This window comes from Aeromonas bivalvium, from assembly GCF_046078285.1.
In the GTDB taxonomy this organism is placed as follows: Bacteria; Pseudomonadota; Gammaproteobacteria; order Enterobacterales; family Aeromonadaceae; genus Aeromonas; species Aeromonas bivalvium.
The window spans coordinates 266810-283872 of the sequence record NZ_JBGXBV010000002.1 but is presented as its reverse complement, the minus strand read 5'-3'; the positions used below and the strand labels follow the sequence as shown (position 1 = coordinate 283872).

Sequence of the window (17063 nt, the reverse complement as noted above, 5' to 3'; positions counted from 1 at the left end):
GGCGAGAGGGATGCCCAAAGGCATCCCCTCTATCCCCAGGGAAAGAGAGAACGATAACAACTGAGCGAGAAGGGGAAGATCATGATCACGCACATCAATCCCGTGGGCAGCATGGACCTGCTGTCCCAGCTCGAAGTCGACAGACTCAAGCAGACGGCCTCCAGCGATATCTATCAACTGTTTCGCAACTGCTCGCTGGCGGTACTGAATTCGGGCAGCCACACCGACAGCTCCAAGGAGATTCTGGAGCGTTTCAAATCATTCGACATTCATGTGATCCGGCGCGAGCGCGGGGTCAAGCTGGAACTGTTCAACGCACCTGAGCACGCCTTCGTCGATGGCGACATCATCCGCGGCATCCAGGAGCATCTCTTCTCGGTACTGCGCGACATCCTCTATGTTTCCAACCAGATAGAAGCCAACCGCCTGGTGGATCTGACCAGCCCGAGTCACATCTCCAACCTGGTCTTCTCCATCTTGCGCAACGCCAAGGCGATCCACCCGGGGGCGGACCCCAACCTGGTGGTGTGCTGGGGCGGTCACTCCATCAACGAGACGGAATACCAGTACACCCGCGCGGTGGGCAGCGAGCTGGGCCTGCGCGAGCTCAACATCTGCACCGGCTGCGGCCCAGGCGCCATGGAGGGGCCCATGAAGGGGGCTGCCGTGGGCCATGCCAAGCAGCGGGTGCGCGATGGCCGCTACATAGGCCTGACCGAGCCCTCCATCATAGCGGCCGAGCCTCCCAACCCCATCGTCAACGAACTGGTGATACTGCCGGACATAGAGAAGCGGCTCGAGGCGTTCGTGCGCCTGGGCCACGGCATCATCATCTTCCCGGGCGGGGTCGGCACCGCGGAGGAGCTGCTCTACCTGCTCGGCATCATGATGCACCCGGCCAACGAGCGCCAACCCATCCCCATCGTACTGACCGGGCCCAAGGAGAGCGCCGACTACTTCCGCGCCATCGACGACTTCATCAAGGCGACCCTGGGAGAGCCGGCCACCAGCCTCTATCGCATCATAGTGGGAGATGCCCCCGAGGTGGCCCGCACCATGAAGGAGGCCATGCCGCGCATTCGCGAGTACCGCAAGTCGGTGGGGGATGCCTACTCCTTCAACTGGTCCCTCAAGATAGAGCCCGACTTCCAGCTGCCCTTCGAGCCCAACCACGCCAACATGGCCAGCCTGGATCTGCACCGCAACCAGGCGCCACAGCAGCTGGCGGCGCACCTGCGCCGCGCCTTCTCCGGCATAGTGGCGGGCAACGTCAAGGAGGCGGGGCTCCATGCCATCGAGCAGCACGGCCCCTTCAAGCTGCACGGCGACAAGGAGCTGATGGTGCTGATGGACAAGCTGCTGGAGAGCTTCGTCAAGCAGCAGCGCATGAAGCTGCCGGGCAGCCAGTATGTGCCCTGCTACGAGATAGTGCGCTAGGACAAGGAGCATCACCCCGTGACGGGAGGGGCGCAATGACGCCCCTCCCTTGTTACAATGGCGCCATTCCCGCGCGCCAGCGCCACACCCCGCCGCTCCCCGAGCCGGCCCTTGGAGAAAGCGCACCGCCACCATGTCGCCCAAGTCTCATCTGCTGATCATCGATGCCCTCAACCTCATCCGCCGCCTCCATGCGGTACAGGCCCAGCAAGCTCTGAGTCCGGAGCAGGCACTGCTCGCCACCCGGGCCAACCTGGTCAACACCAGCCGCAAGCTGCTGGCAGGTGCGGCGCCGACCCATGTCATCGCCGTATTTGATAGTGAGCTCGATGGCGAGGTGCCAGGCTGGCGCAAGGGGCTCTATCCTGACTACAAGGCGGGGCGCAGCCCCATGCCCCCCGAACTCAAGGCCGGGCTGGCCAGCCTGCAGGATGCCTTCTGGGAGTGCGGCATCGATGCCCTGCTCTCCCAGACGGACGAGGCCGATGATCTGGTGGCCACCCTGGCCTGCGGCATCGCCCGCCACGGCCACAGGGCCACCATCATCTCCACCGACAAGGGGTTCTGCCAGCTGATAGGCCCCGGGATCCAGGTGCGCGACTACTTCAACAAGCGCTGGCTCGATGCCGCCTTCGTCCAGCAGCACTATGGGGTCGCCCCGGACCAGCTCGTCGATTTCTGGGCCCTGACCGGGGTGGCTGGCTCCAGCATCAAGGGGGTGGCGGGCATAGGCCCCAAGGGCGCGACCCAGCTGCTGCAGCAATACGGCAGCCTGGACGGCATGCTGGCAGTGGCCATCGAGGAGGCTGGCAAGCCCCTGCAAAAGGTGCTGGCCCAGGCCGAAAATGCCAGACTCGCCCAGACACTGGTGCGACTGAGGCTCGACATTCCCCTGGGCTTCAACCTGCAGGAGATCCGCTATACGCCTCGCTGATCCGCGTCGGCGCAATCATGACGGCGCTCACCTTCGCTGTTGAGGAAAACCGGTAGAATGTAAAGAAACATGGTGGGATTGGGGTAAAAATGATATAAAAACCGCCGAATCCTCCCCCTCCTCTGTTCCCTAGAAGTGGATACGTTTCATGTCAAAAACCAAGATCACCGTCATCCCGGGCGACGGCATAGGCCCCAGCATCATCGAATCCGCCATCCAGATCCTGACCCATGCCGGCTGCGACTTCGAATATGAATACGCCGATGCGGGCCTGGTGGCCCTCGAGAAACATGGCGAGTTGCTGCCCCAGTCCACGCTCGATCTGATTGAAAAGAACAAGATCAGCCTGAAAGGGCCGCTCACCACCCCGGTCGGCGGCGGCTTCACCTCCATCAACGTCTCCCTGCGCAAGCGATTCCATCTCTACGCCAACGTTCGCCCCGTCATCTCCTTCAAGGGCACCAAGAGCCGCTACGACAACATCGACATCATCACGGTGCGGGAAAACACCGAAGGCATGTATTCGGGGGCAGGCCAGAAGCGCAGCGACGACAACAACAGCGCCGAGGCGATGAGCATCATCACTCGGGATGGGGCCGAGCGCATCGTCACCTTCGCCTACGAGCTGGCCCGCAAGGAGAGTCGCAAGAAGGTCACCGCGGTCCACAAGGCCAACATCCTCAAATCCACCTCGGGCCTGTTCCTGGAAGTGGCCCGGGAAGTCGCCGCCCGCTACCCGGACATCCAGAGCGAGGAGATGATAGTCGACGCCGCCTGCATGAACCTGGTGATGTACCCGGAGCGGTTCGATGTGATGGTCACCACCAACCTGTTTGGCGACATCCTCTCGGATCTGTGCGCCGGCCTGGTGGGGGGCTTAGGCATGGCCCCGGGCGCCAACATAGGCGAAGGGGCGGCCATCTTCGAGGCGGTCCACGGCTCGGCGCCGGACATCGCGGGCAAGAACATCGCCAACCCCACCTCCGTCATCCTCGCCGCCATCCAGATGCTGGAATACCTCGGCATGCAGGACAAGGCAGAGCGGATCCGCGAGGCGGTGCGCGCCACCATAGAAGCGGGCGAATGCGTGACCCGGGATCTGGGGGGCAGCGCCTCTACCGACCAGTTCACCCAGGCCATCATTGCCCGGCTGTAAATGATTTAATCCATTGATTTAAAAAGGGAGCTTCGGCTCCCTTTGTTTTATCAGACTCACCGCTTTCCCCTTGTCCCAATGGCAACTATGTTCAATAGACCAAGGATAAGGAGATCCGACATGCGAGCTATGCTGATGCTGCTATTGATAAGCAGCGGGGTAATGGCCATCGACAGACCCGTCGCGCAGCGAGCCTGGAAAGAGGCCCCCCCACAAACCCCCACTCAGACCTGGCAATCCAGTCTGGACACCAATGACCTGTTGAAAGCCCCCAAACCCCTCTCCTTTGGCGTCGAGATCACCACGGACAACCTGGGCAACCAGACCATCACCCACTACCAGAAGCTCAATCTGACGCCGGAAAAGAGCGTCAGCCTCGCCTTCGAGAATTACAAGCCCAAGATCAAGTTCAAGGCAGGCGGCATGAACACGGCGGTCAAGTTGCGGGGCGACGGGGTCAAGGTGCAGTTCAACCCGACCGACAAGACGATCCCGCTGCAAGTCGAGCTCAAGGTCACCGATGACGAGTCTTCCCTGCGCTTTGACTACAAGTTCTAGCTTGCTCCTCTTGCCCCAAAAAGCAGACCGGCTCGCGCCGGTCTGCTTGTTTCTGTCTTTTCGGGGTGTCGCCGTCAGATCTTCTCTTCGAGCTTGGAGACCCAGTACTTGTTGTAGACATGTACCGTGATCTCTTCCCTGTCGTGGTAGAGCTGCTTGGCCTGGATCACGAAGGCGTTGTCGATCTGCCTGAGCAGGTCACGCAGCACCTCTATGTTGTGCACCGCCTCGGCATAGCGCTTCTTCATCGGCAGCTTGAGGTTGAACATGGCCTCCTGGCAGTCCCCTTCCCGGAACCAGTCCGCGATCATGTGGGTCACCCGCGCCGGCTTCTCCACCATGTCGCACACCAGCCAGTAGATGTTCTTCTTGCCGGGCCGCCAGACGAAACCGTCATCACGAACATGCTTGACCTGGCCCGTCTCCATCAGGGATGGGGCCATCATGCCGTTGTCCACCGCGGTCACCATCATGCCGCGACGCACCAGCTGATAGGTCCAGCCGCCGGGGCAGGCCCCCAGATCCACCGCCTTCATGCCGGAGGTGAGACGACGGCTCCACTCCTCCTTGGGTACGAACACATAGAAGGCCTCTTCCAGCTTGAGGCTGGAGCGGCTCGGCGCATCGGCCGGGCAGCGCAGGCGCGGTATGCCCATGTGGAATTCGGAGTTGTTGAAGGAGTAGGAGTAGCCCAGCAGCAGGTGATCGTTGGCCATGAAAAAGGCGTGGAACACGGGGCGGTTGCCTGTCTCCTTCTTGGTCAGGATCTCGTTGCTGCGCAGGGCCTGGCGCAAGGGGACGGTGAACTTGCGGCAGAAGGCCGACAGCTCTTTCGCCTCATTGGTGTCGGCGGTTTCCACCCGCAGATCGCCACAGATGGTGTAGTCACGCGCCGCTTCGATGATGGGGGAGATCCGATCCGCCACGTCCAGATCCTTCAGCTCGTGGGTCACCACCAGCATCTGACGGATGAAGATAAGCTCACGGAACGGCAGCTTGCGCGCCAGCAGATCGGCCTGCTCCTCGTCATACAACTCGTATATCACGTAACCGCTGTCGTCCTTGACCCGGGCGAAACCGTAGCATTGCATGTTACTGGCACGCTCGGTGATCTCTGCCGCCGCCTCTTTCTCAAAACCGGGGCGGCAATAAAGCAGCAGATTATTCATTTTTTCCTCCAAGACGACAGCCCACCCAGACAAGGGCGGTCCATCCCAACATAAAACAGAGGCCACCGGCCGGGGTCACAAGCCCCAGCCCCTTGCTGCCAAGCAGCACCATGGCATAAATACTGCCGGAGAATCCCAGGATCCCCAGCGTGAACGCAACGCCCGCCACCGTCACGGCACGGCGGCGCGGTGCACACCAGCCCAGCATCAGCAGGGCCAGGGCATGAAAGAACTGATAGTTGACCGCGCTCTGATAGGCCGCCAGCTTGGCCGGCGTGACACCGCTCGCCGCCAGGCCATGGGCACCATAGGCCCCCAGGATGGTCGCCGTCAGGCCAAACAGGCCCGCGAGCACCAACCAGACAGGATGAGTTCGCATCCAGACACTCCTTCTCGACAGGGAAAACGGATCAGATGGCCCCTGCCCCGATGAAGGCCCTGATGTGGGCCGCCGCCTGCGCCAGGTTGTCCGACTCGGTCAAACCGCTTGCCTTGCGCGGCTTGAAACCGTGATCGCCATCGGTCAGCCAGCGCACATCGACCCGGGCACAGAAGGGAAAATCGGCTAGCTCGAGGCGACTGCCGAAGCTGTCGCGCTCCCCTTGCAGCAGCAGGGTTGGCGTCGCGATCGTCTTGAGCACCTCGCCGCGCCAGGCATCGGGCTTGGCGGGAGGGTGGAAAGGATACCCGAGAACGAGCAATCCTGCAGCATTCACCTCATCGGCTATCTCGGCCGCCATCCGCCCCCCCATGGATTTGCCGGCCAGATAGAGCCTGGGATGGGCGAACTGCTGTACCATCTGGCGCCAATGGTCCAGCAAGACCGGCTGCCGGTCCGGCGGTCTGCGCCTGCCGTCCTGGGCCCGCTTGCTCATGTAGGGAAAGTTGAAGCGCACCACCTCTATCTCCGGCCCCGCCAGCAGTCGGGACAGCTCGGCCAGGAAGCTGTGCTCCATGCCGGCACCGGCGCCATGGGCCAGCAGGATACGCACCGGGGCGTCCGCCGCCCCCTCCCGGATCAGATCAGGCATCGGCCAGCCTCGCCCGGCGGCGGGCCTCTTCCTGTTCCACCAACTCCAGCATCCAGTCGCGAAACGCCACTATCTTGCCCTGATCCGCCTGCTGTTCCTGACACACCAGGTAGAAGGCATTCTTGCTCACCAGCACCTGCTCGAACGGACAGATGAGACGGCCCGCCTCGATTTCAGGCTGAGCCAGCACGCTGTGGCCGAGCGCCACCCCCTGGCCATGGATCGCCGCCTGGATCACCATGGTGGAGTGGCTGAAGATGGGTCCCTGGTTGACGTTGGGCGCATCGATGTCGAGCTGGCGAAACCAGGCCTTCCAGTCGCGACGGGAGGTGTCGTGCAGCAGGGTGTGACGGGTCAGATCCTCCGGGGTGCGCAGCGGCTTGGGGCCGGTCAGCAGCAGGGGGGAGCAGACGGGGATCAGGTACTCGGTGTGCAGTTTGTCACAGCGCAGTCCCGGCCAGTTGCCGCGACCGTAATAGATGGCCACGTCCACGTCGTCGGTGAGCGCCCCCTCGTCCATGTCCACCGCCTTGATCCGCACGTCTATGTCGGGGTGGCGCTCGCTGAAACGCACCAGCCGCGGCACCAGCCACTGGATGGCGAAGCTGGGCTGCAGGGAGACGGTGAGGGCCCCCTTGGCGCTGCGGGCCAGCAGCTTGTCGGTGGCCTCCGAGATGGAGGCGAAGATGTCCTTGATGTCGAGGAAGTAGCCTTGCCCCTCCTCGGTCAGCAGCAGGGAGCGGTTCTTGCGCCGGAACAGCTTGATGCCAAGGTACTCTTCCAGTGCCTTGATCTGGTGGCTGATGGCAGCCTGAGTCACGAACAGCTCTTCGGCTGCCCGGGTAAAACTTAAGTGGCGCGCCGCCGCTTCGAAAGCCTTGAGCGCATTGAGCGGGGGTAAACGACGAGACATGACACCAGCCAACGATGAGTTTTTCTAATGGACGGCATTATAATTTGTCGGTTGCGGGCCGACCAGCGAATAAACATAATTCGCCCCGCAATCCGTTGTCATATGGCTCACTTTTTCTGCTCCGTGTGGTTCACATGTGCTTTTTGAGCCGGCTTCCGATTGTGGTGTTGTGTTTCTTCCTCTGCGGGAAGAGGGGTTTTGGCCGCAAGGCTTTGACCCAGTCTGTCATCTGAATGTGTTTGGCGCCTCCTATGGATGGCGCCTTTTTTTGTTGAAAAAATAATGGATTGGCACCCCATGAACCGCCGGGGTGCCGTCGTCACACCTTGAACTGACCGACCAGTTGCTGCTGTTGATCCGCCAGGGCGGCCAGGGCCCGGCTGTTTTCGGCCGCACTCGCCGCCTGCTCGCGAATGCGGTGGCTCACGTCGCGAATGTTGCTGACGTTACGGTTGATTTCGTCGGCCACCCCGCTCTGTTCCCCCGCTGCCCTGGCTATCTGCTCGTTCATCTGGTGTATGGTGCCCACCGCATAGATGATCTGCTCGAGCACCCGCACCGAGGAGTCCACCTTGCCCAGGGTGAGATCCGCCTGACTGTGGCCGCTCATGATCGCCTTGACCACCCCTTGAGTGCCCGATTGCAGCTGATGGATGAGAGCCTGGATCTCCACGATGGCATTCTGGGTACGACCGGCCAGGTTGCGCACCTCGTCCGCCACCACAGCGAAGCCACGCCCCTGCTCCCCGGCCCGCGCCGCCTCGATGGCGGCATTGAGTGCCAGCAGGTTGGTCTGCTCGGCGATGCTCTGGATCACGGTGAGGATGTCGTTGATGTTCTCGCTGTTGACCGACAGTCGCTCCACCTCCGGCTTGGCCTCGCTGATCACCGCCATCAGCCTGGCCATGGCCTCCTGGGTATCGGCCACCACGAACTTGCCCTCCTGGGCGGCGCTGTCGGCCTCATCGGCCGCCGCCACCGCCGCCCTGGCATGGCCCGAGACCTGCAGGGCGGTGGCACTGAGTTCCTCGAAAGCCGTCGCCACCAGATCCACCTCCTGGTACTGGGCCTGCATCCCCGCGCTGGTGCTGTCTGCCACCACGGCGGCCTCGCTGGCGCTGGCCCGGGTGCCGCCCACCGTGGTGATGATGTCGCCTATGGTGATTTGCAGCTTGTCGAGAAAACCGTTGAAACCATCGGCCAGCTCGCCAATCTCGTCGCTGCGCTGGATATCGATGCGTTGGGTGAGATCCCCCTCCCCCGAGGCAATGTCCTTGAGTCGCGCCACCACGGCACGGATGGGGGCCACGATGCGATGGGCCATCCACCAGATAAACAGCAGGGCGCCCAGGGTGATGGCCCCCCCGACCCCGAGCTGAGACCAGACGCTGCTCCTGGCCTGGGCCGCCAGCTCTCCCTGCAGCTGGTTGGCCGAGGCCAGCACCACGGTGCGGGGCAGATCGATATAGATGCCCCAGTGCTGGGAGGTGCCCCGCATGGCGACCGGCATGAAGCTCTGCAGGCTGGCACCATCCTGGCTCCACTGGGTGAGCGGCTCTCCCTGGCGCAGCCAGTCGCCAATCTGGGTCAGCAGTGCCTGATCCCGGGTACCGGGCGCCTCCCCCGGCTTGATGTCAAACCCGGCGGCGCCCGCCACCCGGCCCCCCTGGCTCAGCAGCAAGATGCGCCCCTGGCCCTGGTAGAGGGTCTGATCCATCTCGGCCACCAGCGTCTGCAACCTGGCCAGGGAGATGTCCATGCCGACCATGCCAAGCAGTGCTCCCTCTTCGCGCAGCGGCGTGGTGACCGAGGTCATCAGCACCTGCTCGCCCCCCACGTCGTCCAGATAGGGCTCGAGCAGACAGAGCGCCTGCTCCCGCAGGCTGCAGCGATACCACTCGTTCTGGGGCGTGCCGAACGCATCCGGGCTGGCATCCTTGAGGGTCGCCTCGTCCATCACCTCCAGGCTCACCTTGTCCCCCACATGGGCCCAGTAGCTGGAGAAGCGCCCCTTGTCGTTGGAACCCAGCTCGGTCGAGCCCTGGTAGTTGGCATCTTCCCCATCCAGTTGATCCGGCTCGAAGATGGCGTAGGCGCCGATGAGATTCGGGGAGTGGGTGACCGCACTGTGCAGCTGCTGGTTGATGGCGCCCCGCAGCGCCTCGGAGTGGGTGAAGTTGTCGGCGGCGTTCTGGCGCTGGAACAGCAGGCTCTGGGCCAGCAGGGTGGTCCTGAAGTAGGCTTCGTCCAGATAGCTGGTGATCCTGGCCGCCTGCTCGGAACCCATGGCCTGCATCCAGCGGGTGGCGGCGAGCTCGGCCTCCGTGGTGGTGGACCTCATCACCTCATCTTGCATGCGCGAACCGGTGTAGAGGGAAGAGACCACCAGGGTGGCGGCACACAGCAACAGGGAGCAACCCGCAATCAGGGTAATACGCCCCTGGACCGAGAGAGAAAACATGCGAAAGATCCTTTTAGTGCAGTCGTCTTCAGGTTATCGGTGGCAACAACAAAAACTTAACCACCCGTATCGAGATCCAGGCTGAGCTGGTTCACCTCCCCCTCCCTGGGCAGACCCACCACCAATCCCAGGAGCCGTATGGGTTTCCCCTCCGCCCGCAGCAGCCCTTCATGGAGCAGATCGTGGAACAGGGTGGCCGAATAGCCACCGTGGCTGCGATAGACGCTGGTCTGCTGGAAATCGGCAAACTTGAGCTTGATCCCCTGCCCCATGATCTGTTCGGGTGGGCAGCGCTGACCAAAGCGCAGCTCCAGTTCGGGGATAAGCCGGCTGAGCACGGCCCAGCAGGCCGCCTCGTCATGGACATCCGCATCCAGGGTGGTCTCCACCCCTATGGTCTTGCGCACCCGGGTCGGCTGCACCTGGCTGTCGTCACGACCCCAGACTCGCTCGGCCAGCATGGCTCCCAGCTTGCCAAAGCGTGCCTTGAGCTCCTCGTCACTGAGCTGGCGCGCATCCTCGCACAGATAGAGCCCCTGCAACTCGAGCCGCTCCGCCGTCTTGCGCCCTATCCCAGGGATCTTGCCAAGGGGCAGATTGCGCACGAACTCATCCACCTCCTGGGGGGCGATGACGAAGAGGCCGTCCGGTTTGCGCCGCTCGCAGGCGAGCTTGGCCAGAAACTTGTTGGGGGCCACCCCGGCCGAGGCAGTCAGCCCCAGCTCGCTGGCGATGGCAGCACGGATTTCCATCGCCATCAGGGTCGCGCTGCCGCCGCAGTGGGGGCTGGCGCTCACATCCAGATAGGCTTCATCCAGGGAGAGGGGCTCCACCAGATCCGTGTAACGGTGGAAGATGGCCTGGATCCGGGTCGAGGTCTCCTTGTAGAGGGCCATCCGCCCCGGCAACAACACCAGGGGCGGACAGAGCTTGCGCGCCAGGGCGGTGGGCATGGCAGAGCGAACCCCGAAGCGGCGCGCCACATAGTTGCAGGTGGAGATGACCCCCCGCCTGTCCGCCGCGCCACCGATGGCCAGCGGCACCTCCCGCAGGGCCGGGTTCTCGCGCATCTCGACGGCAGCGAAGAAACAATCCATATCGATGTGAATGATCTTGCGCATGACACTGTACAAATAAACAGTTTATGACCCCATGCTACCGCAGCGCGCCCCTGGATGCCATGCCGGATCTGCACAAGACGCAGCCCCACTCCTTCCCCTCGTGCGGGGGCGGCTCAGGAGGCCATGGCAACCCCATTCAGGGGGCCACCGAGGAGACACTGACGCCATTGCACTAGTCTGCAAGACGCGACAAGGGAAGATTCGGGAGGGGATATGAAAAGAGGATGGCGATATCGGGGGCTGGTCGCGGGCTTGCTGCTCTGGCCCATGCTGGGGAGTGCCAAGCAGCATCCCACCGCCGAGTGCCGCTGGCTGCACGACAGGATACTCATACTCAAGCAGAGCATTGCCAGGGGAGACACCCTGGGCACACGAGAGGAGCTGGCCCGCTGGCAGCAGGAGTACCAGAAAAAACGGTGCAGCCAATACGACTACTGACGTGGCCAGGAGAGGAGCTGCATCGCCAACCCGGCAACCCGGCAACCCGGCAACCAACAAGGCCATCCCGGGGGATGGCCTGATGGCAATCAGATGATCCTGTGCTCTTCCAGCATCTTGCGGCGAGCCTCTTCCTTGGCCATCTTCTGCTTGCGATTGTCGCAGGGTTCCGGACAGTCGCACTCCTTCTCAATCCCTATGGTGCCAAGGCCGCCACAGGAGCCGGAGATGCTCTTCTTCTGGAAGATGTAACCGATGGCCATGCCGACCACCACCAACAGAAACACCCCGAAGGTGATCAGAAAAATCTGCATATTCAATCCTTACCCCTGATTGCGGGTCAGAAATGGCTGGAAGGCGGGGGAGTAAGTCTCCTCGAACCCTTCATCCGTCTTGGTCACCATGAAGATGGCCAGCCCCTGTTCGGTGGCATAGGCCATGCCCTTCTCGGGCCCCATCACGGTCAGCGCCGTGGCCAATCCATCTGCGGTCATGCAGGAGGGATGCACCACTGTCACCGACACCAGTCGATGGTGAATGGGCTTGCCGGTGGCGGGATCTATGGTGTGGGAGAAACGCTGACCATCCATCTCGTAATAGTTGCGATAATCCCCCGAGGTGGCAACCCCGTTGTCACCGACCTGGATCACCTCCTGTACCGAGCCCAGATTGGCGGTCGGCTTCTCGATGGCAACGCGCCAGGGGTGACCCTTGCCGTTGACGCCATTGATGCGCAGTTCGCCGCCTATCTCCACCAGGTAGTTGCGCGAGCCCCTGGCTTCCAGGTACTCGGCCACCTTGTCCACCCCAAAGCCCTTGGCGATCGAGGAGAGATCCACATAGAGATCCGGGATGTCCTTTTGCAGGGTATCGGCATCGGCCGAGGTGATCACATGCAGATTGCCGAGGCCCGTCTTCTGCCGGGTCTGGGCGATCAGCTCGTCGGACGGCACCTTGGTCGGCCGCTTGTCCGGGCCAAAGCCCCACAGGTTGACCAGGGGTCCCACGGTCACGTCCAGCGCGCCCCGGGTCTCGCGACCCAGATGGAGGGACTCGGTCACCACACGGGCTGTGTCGCGGGACACCACCACGGGCTGGTTGTCACGGCTCTGGTTGAAACGCGACAGCTCGGACTCGGGCCGGTAGGTGGACATCTGATCGTTCACCCGCTCGAGCAGCCGATCGACCTCGGCCTGGAAACCGGCCTTGTCCTGGATGGCATCGTCCGCCACCTTGATGGAGTAGTAGGTGCCCATGGTGCTGCCGGTGATGTGGATCTCCGGATGGGTCTTGACGTTCTCCTGGCCGCACCCCGCCAAGAAAAAGGCTAGCCCGAAGGCTAGCCAGGTCTTTACAACACTGTGCATGGATTAACCACCAAAGTCATCCAGGAGGATGTTTTCGTCTTCAACGCCGAGGTTTTTCAGCATGTTGATGACGGCCGCGTTCATCACGGGAGGTCCACACATGTAGAACTCGCAATCTTCCGGCGCCTCGTGGTTCTTGAGGTAGTTCTCGAACAAGACGTTGTGGATGAAGCCGGTGTAGCCATCCCAGTTGTCTTCCGGTTGCGGATCCGACAGGGCGACGTGCCACTGGAAGTTGTCGTTCTCGGCGGCCAGCATGTCGAAGTCTTCGACATAGAACATCTCGCGCTTGGAACGGGCACCATACCAGAAGCTCATCTTGCGATTGGTCTTCAGGCGACGCAGCTGGTCGAAGATGTGGGAACGCATCGGCGCCATGCCGGCACCACCACCGATGAACACCATCTCGGCGTCGGTGTCCTTGGCGAAGAACTCGCCGAACGGACCCGAGATGGTCACCTTGTCTCCGGCCTTGAGGCTGAAGATATAGGAGGACATCTGGCCGGGAGGGGCGGTCCAGTTGCTGGGCGGCGGGGTCGCGATCCGCACGTTCAGCATGATGATGCCGAACTCTTCCGGATAGTTCGCCATGGAGTAAGCACGAATGATCGGCTCCTTCACGGTGGACTCCAGATCGAAGATCTTGAAGCGATCCCAGTCACCACGATACTCCTCGGGAATATCGAAGGTGTTGTACTTGACGTGGTGAGCCGGGGCTTCGATCTGGATATAACCACCGGCGCGGAACGGGACGCTCTCGCCATCGGGGATCTGCAGCTTGAGCTCCTTGATGAAGGTGGCCTTGTTGTCATTGGAGATGACGGTACATTCCCACTTCTTCACCCCGAAGATCTCTTCCGGCAGTTCGATGTCCATGTCGGCACGGACCGTCACCTGGCAGGCCAGACGCTCGCCGTGACGGGCCTCGCCCTTGCTGATGTGATCCAGCTCGGTCGGCAGTATGTCGCCGCCACCGGATTTCACCCGCACCTTGCACTGACCGCAGGAGCCGCCGCCGCCGCAGGCGGAGGAGACGAAGATACCGCTGCCGGCCAGCACGCCGAGCAGCTTGCCACCCGCCGGGCTGCTGACAGCCTTGGCCGGGTCGCCGTTGATGCTGATTGTCACGTCACCTGCGGTCACCAGCTTGGACTTGGCGAACAGAATGACTGCCACCAAGGCCAGCAGGATCACGGTGAACATGACCACACCCAGAATAATTTCCATTTATGATTCCTTTTCCGATTACAGGGAAATACCAGAGAAGGACATAAAGCCCAGCGCCATCAGACCCGCAGTGATGAAGGTGATGCCCAGACCGCGCAGGCCGTCCGGCACATCGGAGTACTTCATCTTCTCGCGGATCCCCGCCATCGCCACGATGGCCAGCATCCAACCGGCACCCGAGCCCACGCCATAGACCACAGACTCCACGAAGTTGTAGTCACGTTGCACCATGAAGGAGACGCCACCGAAGATGGCGCAGTTCACGGTAATGAGCGGCAAGAAGATGCCGAGGGCGTTGTAGAGGGCCGGGAAGTACTTGTCCAGGGTCATCTCCAGGATCTGCACCAGGGCCGCGATCACCCCGATGAAGGTGATGAAGCTCAGGAAGCTCAGATCCAGACCTGACACCAGGGCACCGTCTTTCAACACGAAGTTGTAGATCAGGTTGTTGGTCGGGACCGCGATGGTCTGCACCACCACGACCGCGACGCCCAGACCCATGGCGGTCTTGACCTTCTTGGACACCGCCAGGAAGGTACACATGCCCAGGAAGAAAGAGAGGGCCAGGTTTTCGATGAAAATCGAACGAATCAACAGACTCAGATAATGTTCCATACCTTAATCCTTCGCCTCCACCTGCTTGGGATCCTTGGTGCGTACGCCCCAGATGATCAGACCAATGATGAAGAATGCACTCGGCGGCAGCAGCAGCAGGCCGTTGGGCACATACCAGCCACCATTGTTTACCAGCGGCAGCAGCTCGATGCCGAACCAGGTGCCTGAGCCCAGGATCTCGCGCACTGTGGCCACGGTCAGCAGCACGGCGCCATAGCCCAGGCCGTTGCCGATACCGTCCAGGAAGGAGGGCAGCGGGGCACTCTTCATGGCGAAGGCTTCCGCACGACCCATCACGATACAGTTGGTGATGATGAGGCCGACGAACACCGACAGCTGCTTGGAGATGTCATAGGCATACGCCTTGAGCACCTGGTCAACCACGATAACCAGGGAGGCGATGATCGCCATCTGGGCGATGATGCGCACACTGTTGGGGATCTGGTGGCGGATCAGAGAGATGAACAGGTTGGAGAAGGCGGTGACCGACATGACCGCCAGGGTCATGACGAACGCCGTCTTCATCTGGCTGGTAACGGCCAGGGCGGAACAGACACCCAGCACCTGCAAGGCGATGGGGTTGTTACCGAGCACCGGCGTCAACAGCAGTTTTTTCATTGCGCTATTGTCAGCCATTGTTGAGTTCTCCTGCGCGGATCTTGGCAAGGAAAGGACCGAAGCCCTGGGGGCCCATCCAGAAATCGAACGAGTGCTGGACACCGTTGCTGGTCAGGGTGGCACCGGAGAGACCGTCGATCTCGTGCTCGGAACCTTCAGGGGCATGGCCCTTGATCACCCGCAGCGCAGGTTGGCCTGCCTGGTCGAACAGCTTCTTGCCGACGAACAGTTCGCGCCAGGCCGGATTCTCGACCTCACCACCCAGACCCGGGGTTTCGCCCTGGTCATAGTAGGTGATGCCCTTGACGGTCTGGCCATCGGCCGCGACGGCGACGAAGGCATACATGGTGGACCACAGACCCTGGCCGTACACCGGCAGGATGATGTTGTCGACCTTGCCTTCGCTGTCTTTGGCGAAGAAGACCGGCATCAGCTTGGAGATCTGACGGATACCTGCCTTGTCGTCGGCAGGCGCCAGACGAATGTTTTCGGCCGGGTTCTTGGCTGCCAGCTTGAAATCGAAGCCGTCGGCGTCGCCGTCAACGAATTCGCCGGTGGTCAGGTCGACCAGGCGAGCTTCAATCTTGTCACCATACAGCTTGCCCAGCTCGCTCTTGGCGATGCTGGCGGTATCGATGCCGGCAACGGAGAGGATGTTGCTCTGCTTGTCCAGCGCCTTGTTCAGCTGCTGAGCCGGACGCAGGCCCACGGCGGCCACGGAGACCACGATGGAGCAGACCAGGCACAGGCCCGCCACTATGCTGACGGTACCGACGGTTGAATCTTTATTAAACGCCACGACTGATCCTCCGCTTGATGTTCGCCTGCGCCACGAAATGGTCAAACAAGGGGGCAAACAGGTTCGCAAACAGAATGGCCAACATCATGCCTTCCGGGAAGGCGGGGTTCACAACACGGATCAGCACCACCATGAAACCGATCAGGGCGCCGTACCACCACTTGCCCTTGTTGGTAAAGGCGGCGGAGACGGGGTCGGTCGCCATGAAGGCCATGCCGAAGGCAAAACCACCCAGCACCAGGTGCCAGTGCCAGGGCATGCTGAACATGGGGTTGGTGTCGGAGCCGATGACGTTGAACAGCAGGGAGGTCACCACCATGCCGACCATGACGCCGGCGATGATGCGCCAGGAAGCGATCCGCATGTAGACGATCATGGCTGCGCCGATGAGGATCATCAGGGTGGACACTTCACCGATGGAACCCGGCAGGTTGCCAAGGAAGGCATCCATCCAGCTGATGGCCTGACCGGTTGCACCGTTGATCAGTGCCATCTGGCCACCTTGGGACCACTGGCTCAGGGCGGTTGCGCCGGAGAAGCCGTCGACGGCAACCCAGACGGCGTCGCCGGAGATCTGGCTCGGATAGGCGAAGAACAGGAAAGCACGACCCGCCAGCGCCGGGTTCAGGAAGTTCTTGCCGGTACCACCGAACACTTCCTTGGCCATGACCACACCGAAGGTGATACCCAGGGCGGCTTGCCACAGGGGCAGCTCGGGCGGCACTATCAGGGCGAACAGGATGGAGGTCACGAAGAAGCCTTCGTTGATCTCGTGCTTGCGGATCATGGCAAACAGCACTTCCCAGAAGCCACCGACGATGAAGACGGTGATATAGATGGGGAAGAAGTGCGCCGCACCGATAAGCATCTTGCTGCCGACGCCGGCGACCGCCGGATCCAGCGAGGCCCCCAGCAGGGTGGCCAGGCCATATTGCCAGGAGGCGGCACCGGCGGCGGAGCCGAGGTGCGCGATGGCGGCGATGGCCTGGTTGCCGACGTTGAACATGCCCCAGAACATGGCCGGGAACACAGCCAGCCACACCATGATCATCATGCGCTTCAGATCGAGCGCATCACGGACGTGGGCGGCGTTACGGGTTACCAAACCCGGGGTATAGAAGATGGTGAAGGCCGCTTCGTACAGGGCGTAGTACTTCTCGTACTTGCCGCCCGGCTCGAAGTGGTGTTCCATCTTTTCAAGAAATTGCTTGAAACTCAT

Annotated in this window: 19 protein-coding genes; 6 read left to right on the top strand and 13 right to left on the bottom strand. The window is 61.9% G+C overall.

Annotation, left to right across the window (positions count from 1 at the left end; all coding sequences use genetic code 11):
• The first annotated feature begins 81 nt into the window (after positions 1 to 81).
• The 4 genes from ppnN (at position 82) to ACEUCR_RS08495 (ending at position 4085) form a co-directional block, all read left to right on the top strand.
• The gene (ppnN, locus tag ACEUCR_RS08510; protein ID WP_041993307.1) at positions 82 to 1437 is read left to right on the top strand and encodes a nucleotide 5'-monophosphate nucleosidase PpnN; all 1356 of its coding nucleotides are present in this window, start codon (positions 82 to 84) and stop codon (positions 1435 to 1437) included.
• Positions 1438 to 1570: 133 nt separating this feature from the next.
• Entirely contained in the window at positions 1571 to 2371 is an 801-nt protein-coding gene (gene xni, locus ACEUCR_RS08505; protein ID WP_392444108.1) for a flap endonuclease Xni, read from the top strand.
• Positions 2372 to 2519: 148 nt separating this feature from the next.
• Entirely contained in the window at positions 2520 to 3527 is a 1008-nt protein-coding gene (locus ACEUCR_RS08500) for an isocitrate dehydrogenase (RefSeq protein WP_408789423.1), read from the top strand.
• Between the two features lie 120 nt (positions 3528 to 3647).
• On the top strand, positions 3648 to 4085 hold the full coding sequence (locus tag ACEUCR_RS08495; protein WP_041993300.1) for a hypothetical protein: 438 nt from the start codon (positions 3648 to 3650) through the stop codon (positions 4083 to 4085).
• Between the two features lie 74 nt (positions 4086 to 4159).
• Here the strand turns inward: ACEUCR_RS08495 and rlmM are convergent, their stop codons facing one another.
• The 6 genes from rlmM to dinB all read right to left on the bottom strand — a co-directional run bounded on the left by rlmM (position 4160) and on the right by dinB (position 10780).
• On the bottom strand, positions 4160 to 5254 hold the full coding sequence (gene rlmM / locus ACEUCR_RS08490) for a 23S rRNA (cytidine(2498)-2'-O)-methyltransferase RlmM (protein ID WP_041993297.1): 1095 nt from the start codon (positions 5252 to 5254) through the stop codon (positions 4160 to 4162).
• Positions 5247 to 5633 carry a DUF423 domain-containing protein gene (locus ACEUCR_RS08485; RefSeq protein ID WP_408789420.1) on the bottom strand — a complete coding sequence of 129 codons (387 nt, stop codon included), beginning with the start codon at positions 5631 to 5633 and terminating at the stop codon, positions 5247 to 5249. Before ACEUCR_RS08485 ends, rlmM begins: the two co-directional genes overlap by 8 nt.
• A 31-nt stretch (positions 5634 to 5664) precedes the next feature.
• Positions 5665 to 6285 carry an alpha/beta family hydrolase gene (locus ACEUCR_RS08480; RefSeq protein WP_041993291.1) on the bottom strand — a complete coding sequence of 207 codons (621 nt, stop codon included), beginning with the start codon at positions 6283 to 6285 and terminating at the stop codon, positions 5665 to 5667.
• On the bottom strand, positions 6278 to 7198 hold the full coding sequence (locus tag ACEUCR_RS08475; RefSeq protein ID WP_005893350.1) for a transcriptional regulator GcvA: 921 nt from the start codon (positions 7196 to 7198) through the stop codon (positions 6278 to 6280). Before ACEUCR_RS08475 ends, ACEUCR_RS08480 begins: the two co-directional genes overlap by 8 nt.
• Before the next feature lie 319 nt (positions 7199 to 7517).
• Positions 7518 to 9659 (bottom strand): methyl-accepting chemotaxis protein, encoded by a 2142-nt coding sequence (locus tag ACEUCR_RS08470; RefSeq protein WP_408789418.1) that lies wholly within the window; start codon positions 9657 to 9659, stop codon positions 7518 to 7520.
• A 56-nt stretch (positions 9660 to 9715) separates the two neighbouring features.
• A complete protein-coding gene (gene dinB / locus ACEUCR_RS08465; RefSeq protein WP_111873765.1) occupies positions 9716 to 10780 on the bottom strand; it encodes a DNA polymerase IV in 1065 nt (354 codons plus the stop codon).
• A gap of 23 nt (positions 10781 to 10803) precedes the next feature.
• Here dinB and ACEUCR_RS08460 point away from each other — a divergent pair, with 23 nt between their 5' ends.
• Both ACEUCR_RS08460 and ACEUCR_RS08455 read left to right on the top strand, forming a co-directional pair.
• Entirely contained in the window at positions 10804 to 10956 is a 153-nt protein-coding gene (locus tag ACEUCR_RS08460; protein WP_408789417.1) for a hypothetical protein, read from the top strand.
• A gap of 37 nt (positions 10957 to 10993) precedes the next feature.
• A complete protein-coding gene (locus ACEUCR_RS08455) occupies positions 10994 to 11218 on the top strand; it encodes a hypothetical protein (RefSeq protein ID WP_408759659.1) in 225 nt (74 codons plus the stop codon).
• Positions 11219 to 11307: 89 nt separating this feature from the next.
• Here the strand turns inward: ACEUCR_RS08455 and nqrM are convergent, their stop codons facing one another.
• Genes nqrM through ACEUCR_RS08420 form a run of 7 tightly spaced genes read right to left on the bottom strand, consistent with a single transcriptional unit; the run spans position 11308 to position 17063 of the window.
• Complete coding sequence (nqrM, locus tag ACEUCR_RS08450) at positions 11308 to 11532, bottom strand: (Na+)-NQR maturation NqrM (RefSeq protein ID WP_041993275.1); 225 nt, start codon at positions 11530 to 11532, stop codon at positions 11308 to 11310.
• 9 nt (positions 11533 to 11541) lie between these two features.
• On the bottom strand, positions 11542 to 12585 hold the full coding sequence (locus ACEUCR_RS08445) for an FAD:protein FMN transferase (protein WP_408789414.1): 1044 nt from the start codon (positions 12583 to 12585) through the stop codon (positions 11542 to 11544).
• Between the two features lie 3 nt (positions 12586 to 12588).
• Positions 12589 to 13812, bottom strand: a complete 1224-nt coding sequence (gene nqrF, locus ACEUCR_RS08440) for an NADH:ubiquinone reductase (Na(+)-transporting) subunit F (protein ID WP_041993268.1) — start codon at positions 13810 to 13812, stop codon at positions 12589 to 12591.
• Between the two features lie 18 nt (positions 13813 to 13830).
• Positions 13831 to 14427, bottom strand: coding sequence for an NADH:ubiquinone reductase (Na(+)-transporting) subunit E (nqrE, locus tag ACEUCR_RS08435; protein WP_041993264.1), 597 nt, complete (start codon positions 14425 to 14427; stop codon positions 13831 to 13833).
• A gap of 3 nt (positions 14428 to 14430) precedes the next feature.
• The gene (locus ACEUCR_RS08430) at positions 14431 to 15063 is read right to left on the bottom strand and encodes an NADH:ubiquinone reductase (Na(+)-transporting) subunit D (protein WP_408747480.1); all 633 of its coding nucleotides are present in this window, start codon (positions 15061 to 15063) and stop codon (positions 14431 to 14433) included.
• On the bottom strand, positions 15056 to 15844 hold the full coding sequence (locus ACEUCR_RS08425; protein WP_392444096.1) for a Na(+)-translocating NADH-quinone reductase subunit C: 789 nt from the start codon (positions 15842 to 15844) through the stop codon (positions 15056 to 15058). Before ACEUCR_RS08425 ends, ACEUCR_RS08430 begins: the two co-directional genes overlap by 8 nt.
• Entirely contained in the window at positions 15834 to 17063 is a 1230-nt protein-coding gene (locus tag ACEUCR_RS08420; protein ID WP_041993255.1) for an NADH:ubiquinone reductase (Na(+)-transporting) subunit B, read from the bottom strand. Before ACEUCR_RS08420 ends, ACEUCR_RS08425 begins: the two co-directional genes overlap by 11 nt.

Coding starts and splice junctions, on each gene's coding strand:
- ACEUCR_RS08480 (WP_041993291.1), bottom strand. CDS start 6,285: ATGCCTGATCTGATCCGGGAGGGGGCGGCGGACGCCCCGGTGCGTATC.
- rlmM (WP_041993297.1), bottom strand. CDS start 5,254: ATGAATAATCTGCTGCTTTATTGCCGCCCCGGTTTTGAGAAAGAGGCG.
- nqrE (WP_041993264.1), bottom strand. CDS start 14,427: ATGGAACATTATCTGAGTCTGTTGATTCGTTCGATTTTCATCGAAAAC.
- ACEUCR_RS08420 (WP_041993255.1), bottom strand. CDS start 17,063: ATGAGTTTCAAGCAATTTCTTGAAAAGATGGAACACCACTTCGAGCCG.
- ACEUCR_RS08475 (WP_005893350.1), bottom strand. CDS start 7,198: ATGTCTCGTCGTTTACCCCCGCTCAATGCGCTCAAGGCTTTCGAAGCG.
- ACEUCR_RS08455 (WP_408759659.1), top strand. CDS start 10,994: ATGAAAAGAGGATGGCGATATCGGGGGCTGGTCGCGGGCTTGCTGCTC.
- nqrF (WP_041993268.1), bottom strand. CDS start 13,812: ATGGAAATTATTCTGGGTGTGGTCATGTTCACCGTGATCCTGCTGGCC.
- ACEUCR_RS08495 (WP_041993300.1), top strand. CDS start 3,648: ATGCGAGCTATGCTGATGCTGCTATTGATAAGCAGCGGGGTAATGGCC.
- ACEUCR_RS08460 (WP_408789417.1), top strand. CDS start 10,804: ATGACCCCATGCTACCGCAGCGCGCCCCTGGATGCCATGCCGGATCTG.
- ACEUCR_RS08500 (WP_408789423.1), top strand. CDS start 2,520: ATGTCAAAAACCAAGATCACCGTCATCCCGGGCGACGGCATAGGCCCC.
- ppnN (WP_041993307.1), top strand. CDS start 82: ATGATCACGCACATCAATCCCGTGGGCAGCATGGACCTGCTGTCCCAG.
- ACEUCR_RS08485 (WP_408789420.1), bottom strand. CDS start 5,633: ATGCGAACTCATCCTGTCTGGTTGGTGCTCGCGGGCCTGTTTGGCCTG.
- ACEUCR_RS08445 (WP_408789414.1), bottom strand. CDS start 12,585: ATGCACAGTGTTGTAAAGACCTGGCTAGCCTTCGGGCTAGCCTTTTTC.
- xni (WP_392444108.1), top strand. CDS start 1,571: ATGTCGCCCAAGTCTCATCTGCTGATCATCGATGCCCTCAACCTCATC.
- nqrM (WP_041993275.1), bottom strand. CDS start 11,532: ATGCAGATTTTTCTGATCACCTTCGGGGTGTTTCTGTTGGTGGTGGTC.
- ACEUCR_RS08430 (WP_408747480.1), bottom strand. CDS start 15,063: ATGGCTGACAATAGCGCAATGAAAAAACTGCTGTTGACGCCGGTGCTC.
- ACEUCR_RS08470 (WP_408789418.1), bottom strand. CDS start 9,659: ATGTTTTCTCTCTCGGTCCAGGGGCGTATTACCCTGATTGCGGGTTGC.
- dinB (WP_111873765.1), bottom strand. CDS start 10,780: ATGCGCAAGATCATTCACATCGATATGGATTGTTTCTTCGCTGCCGTC.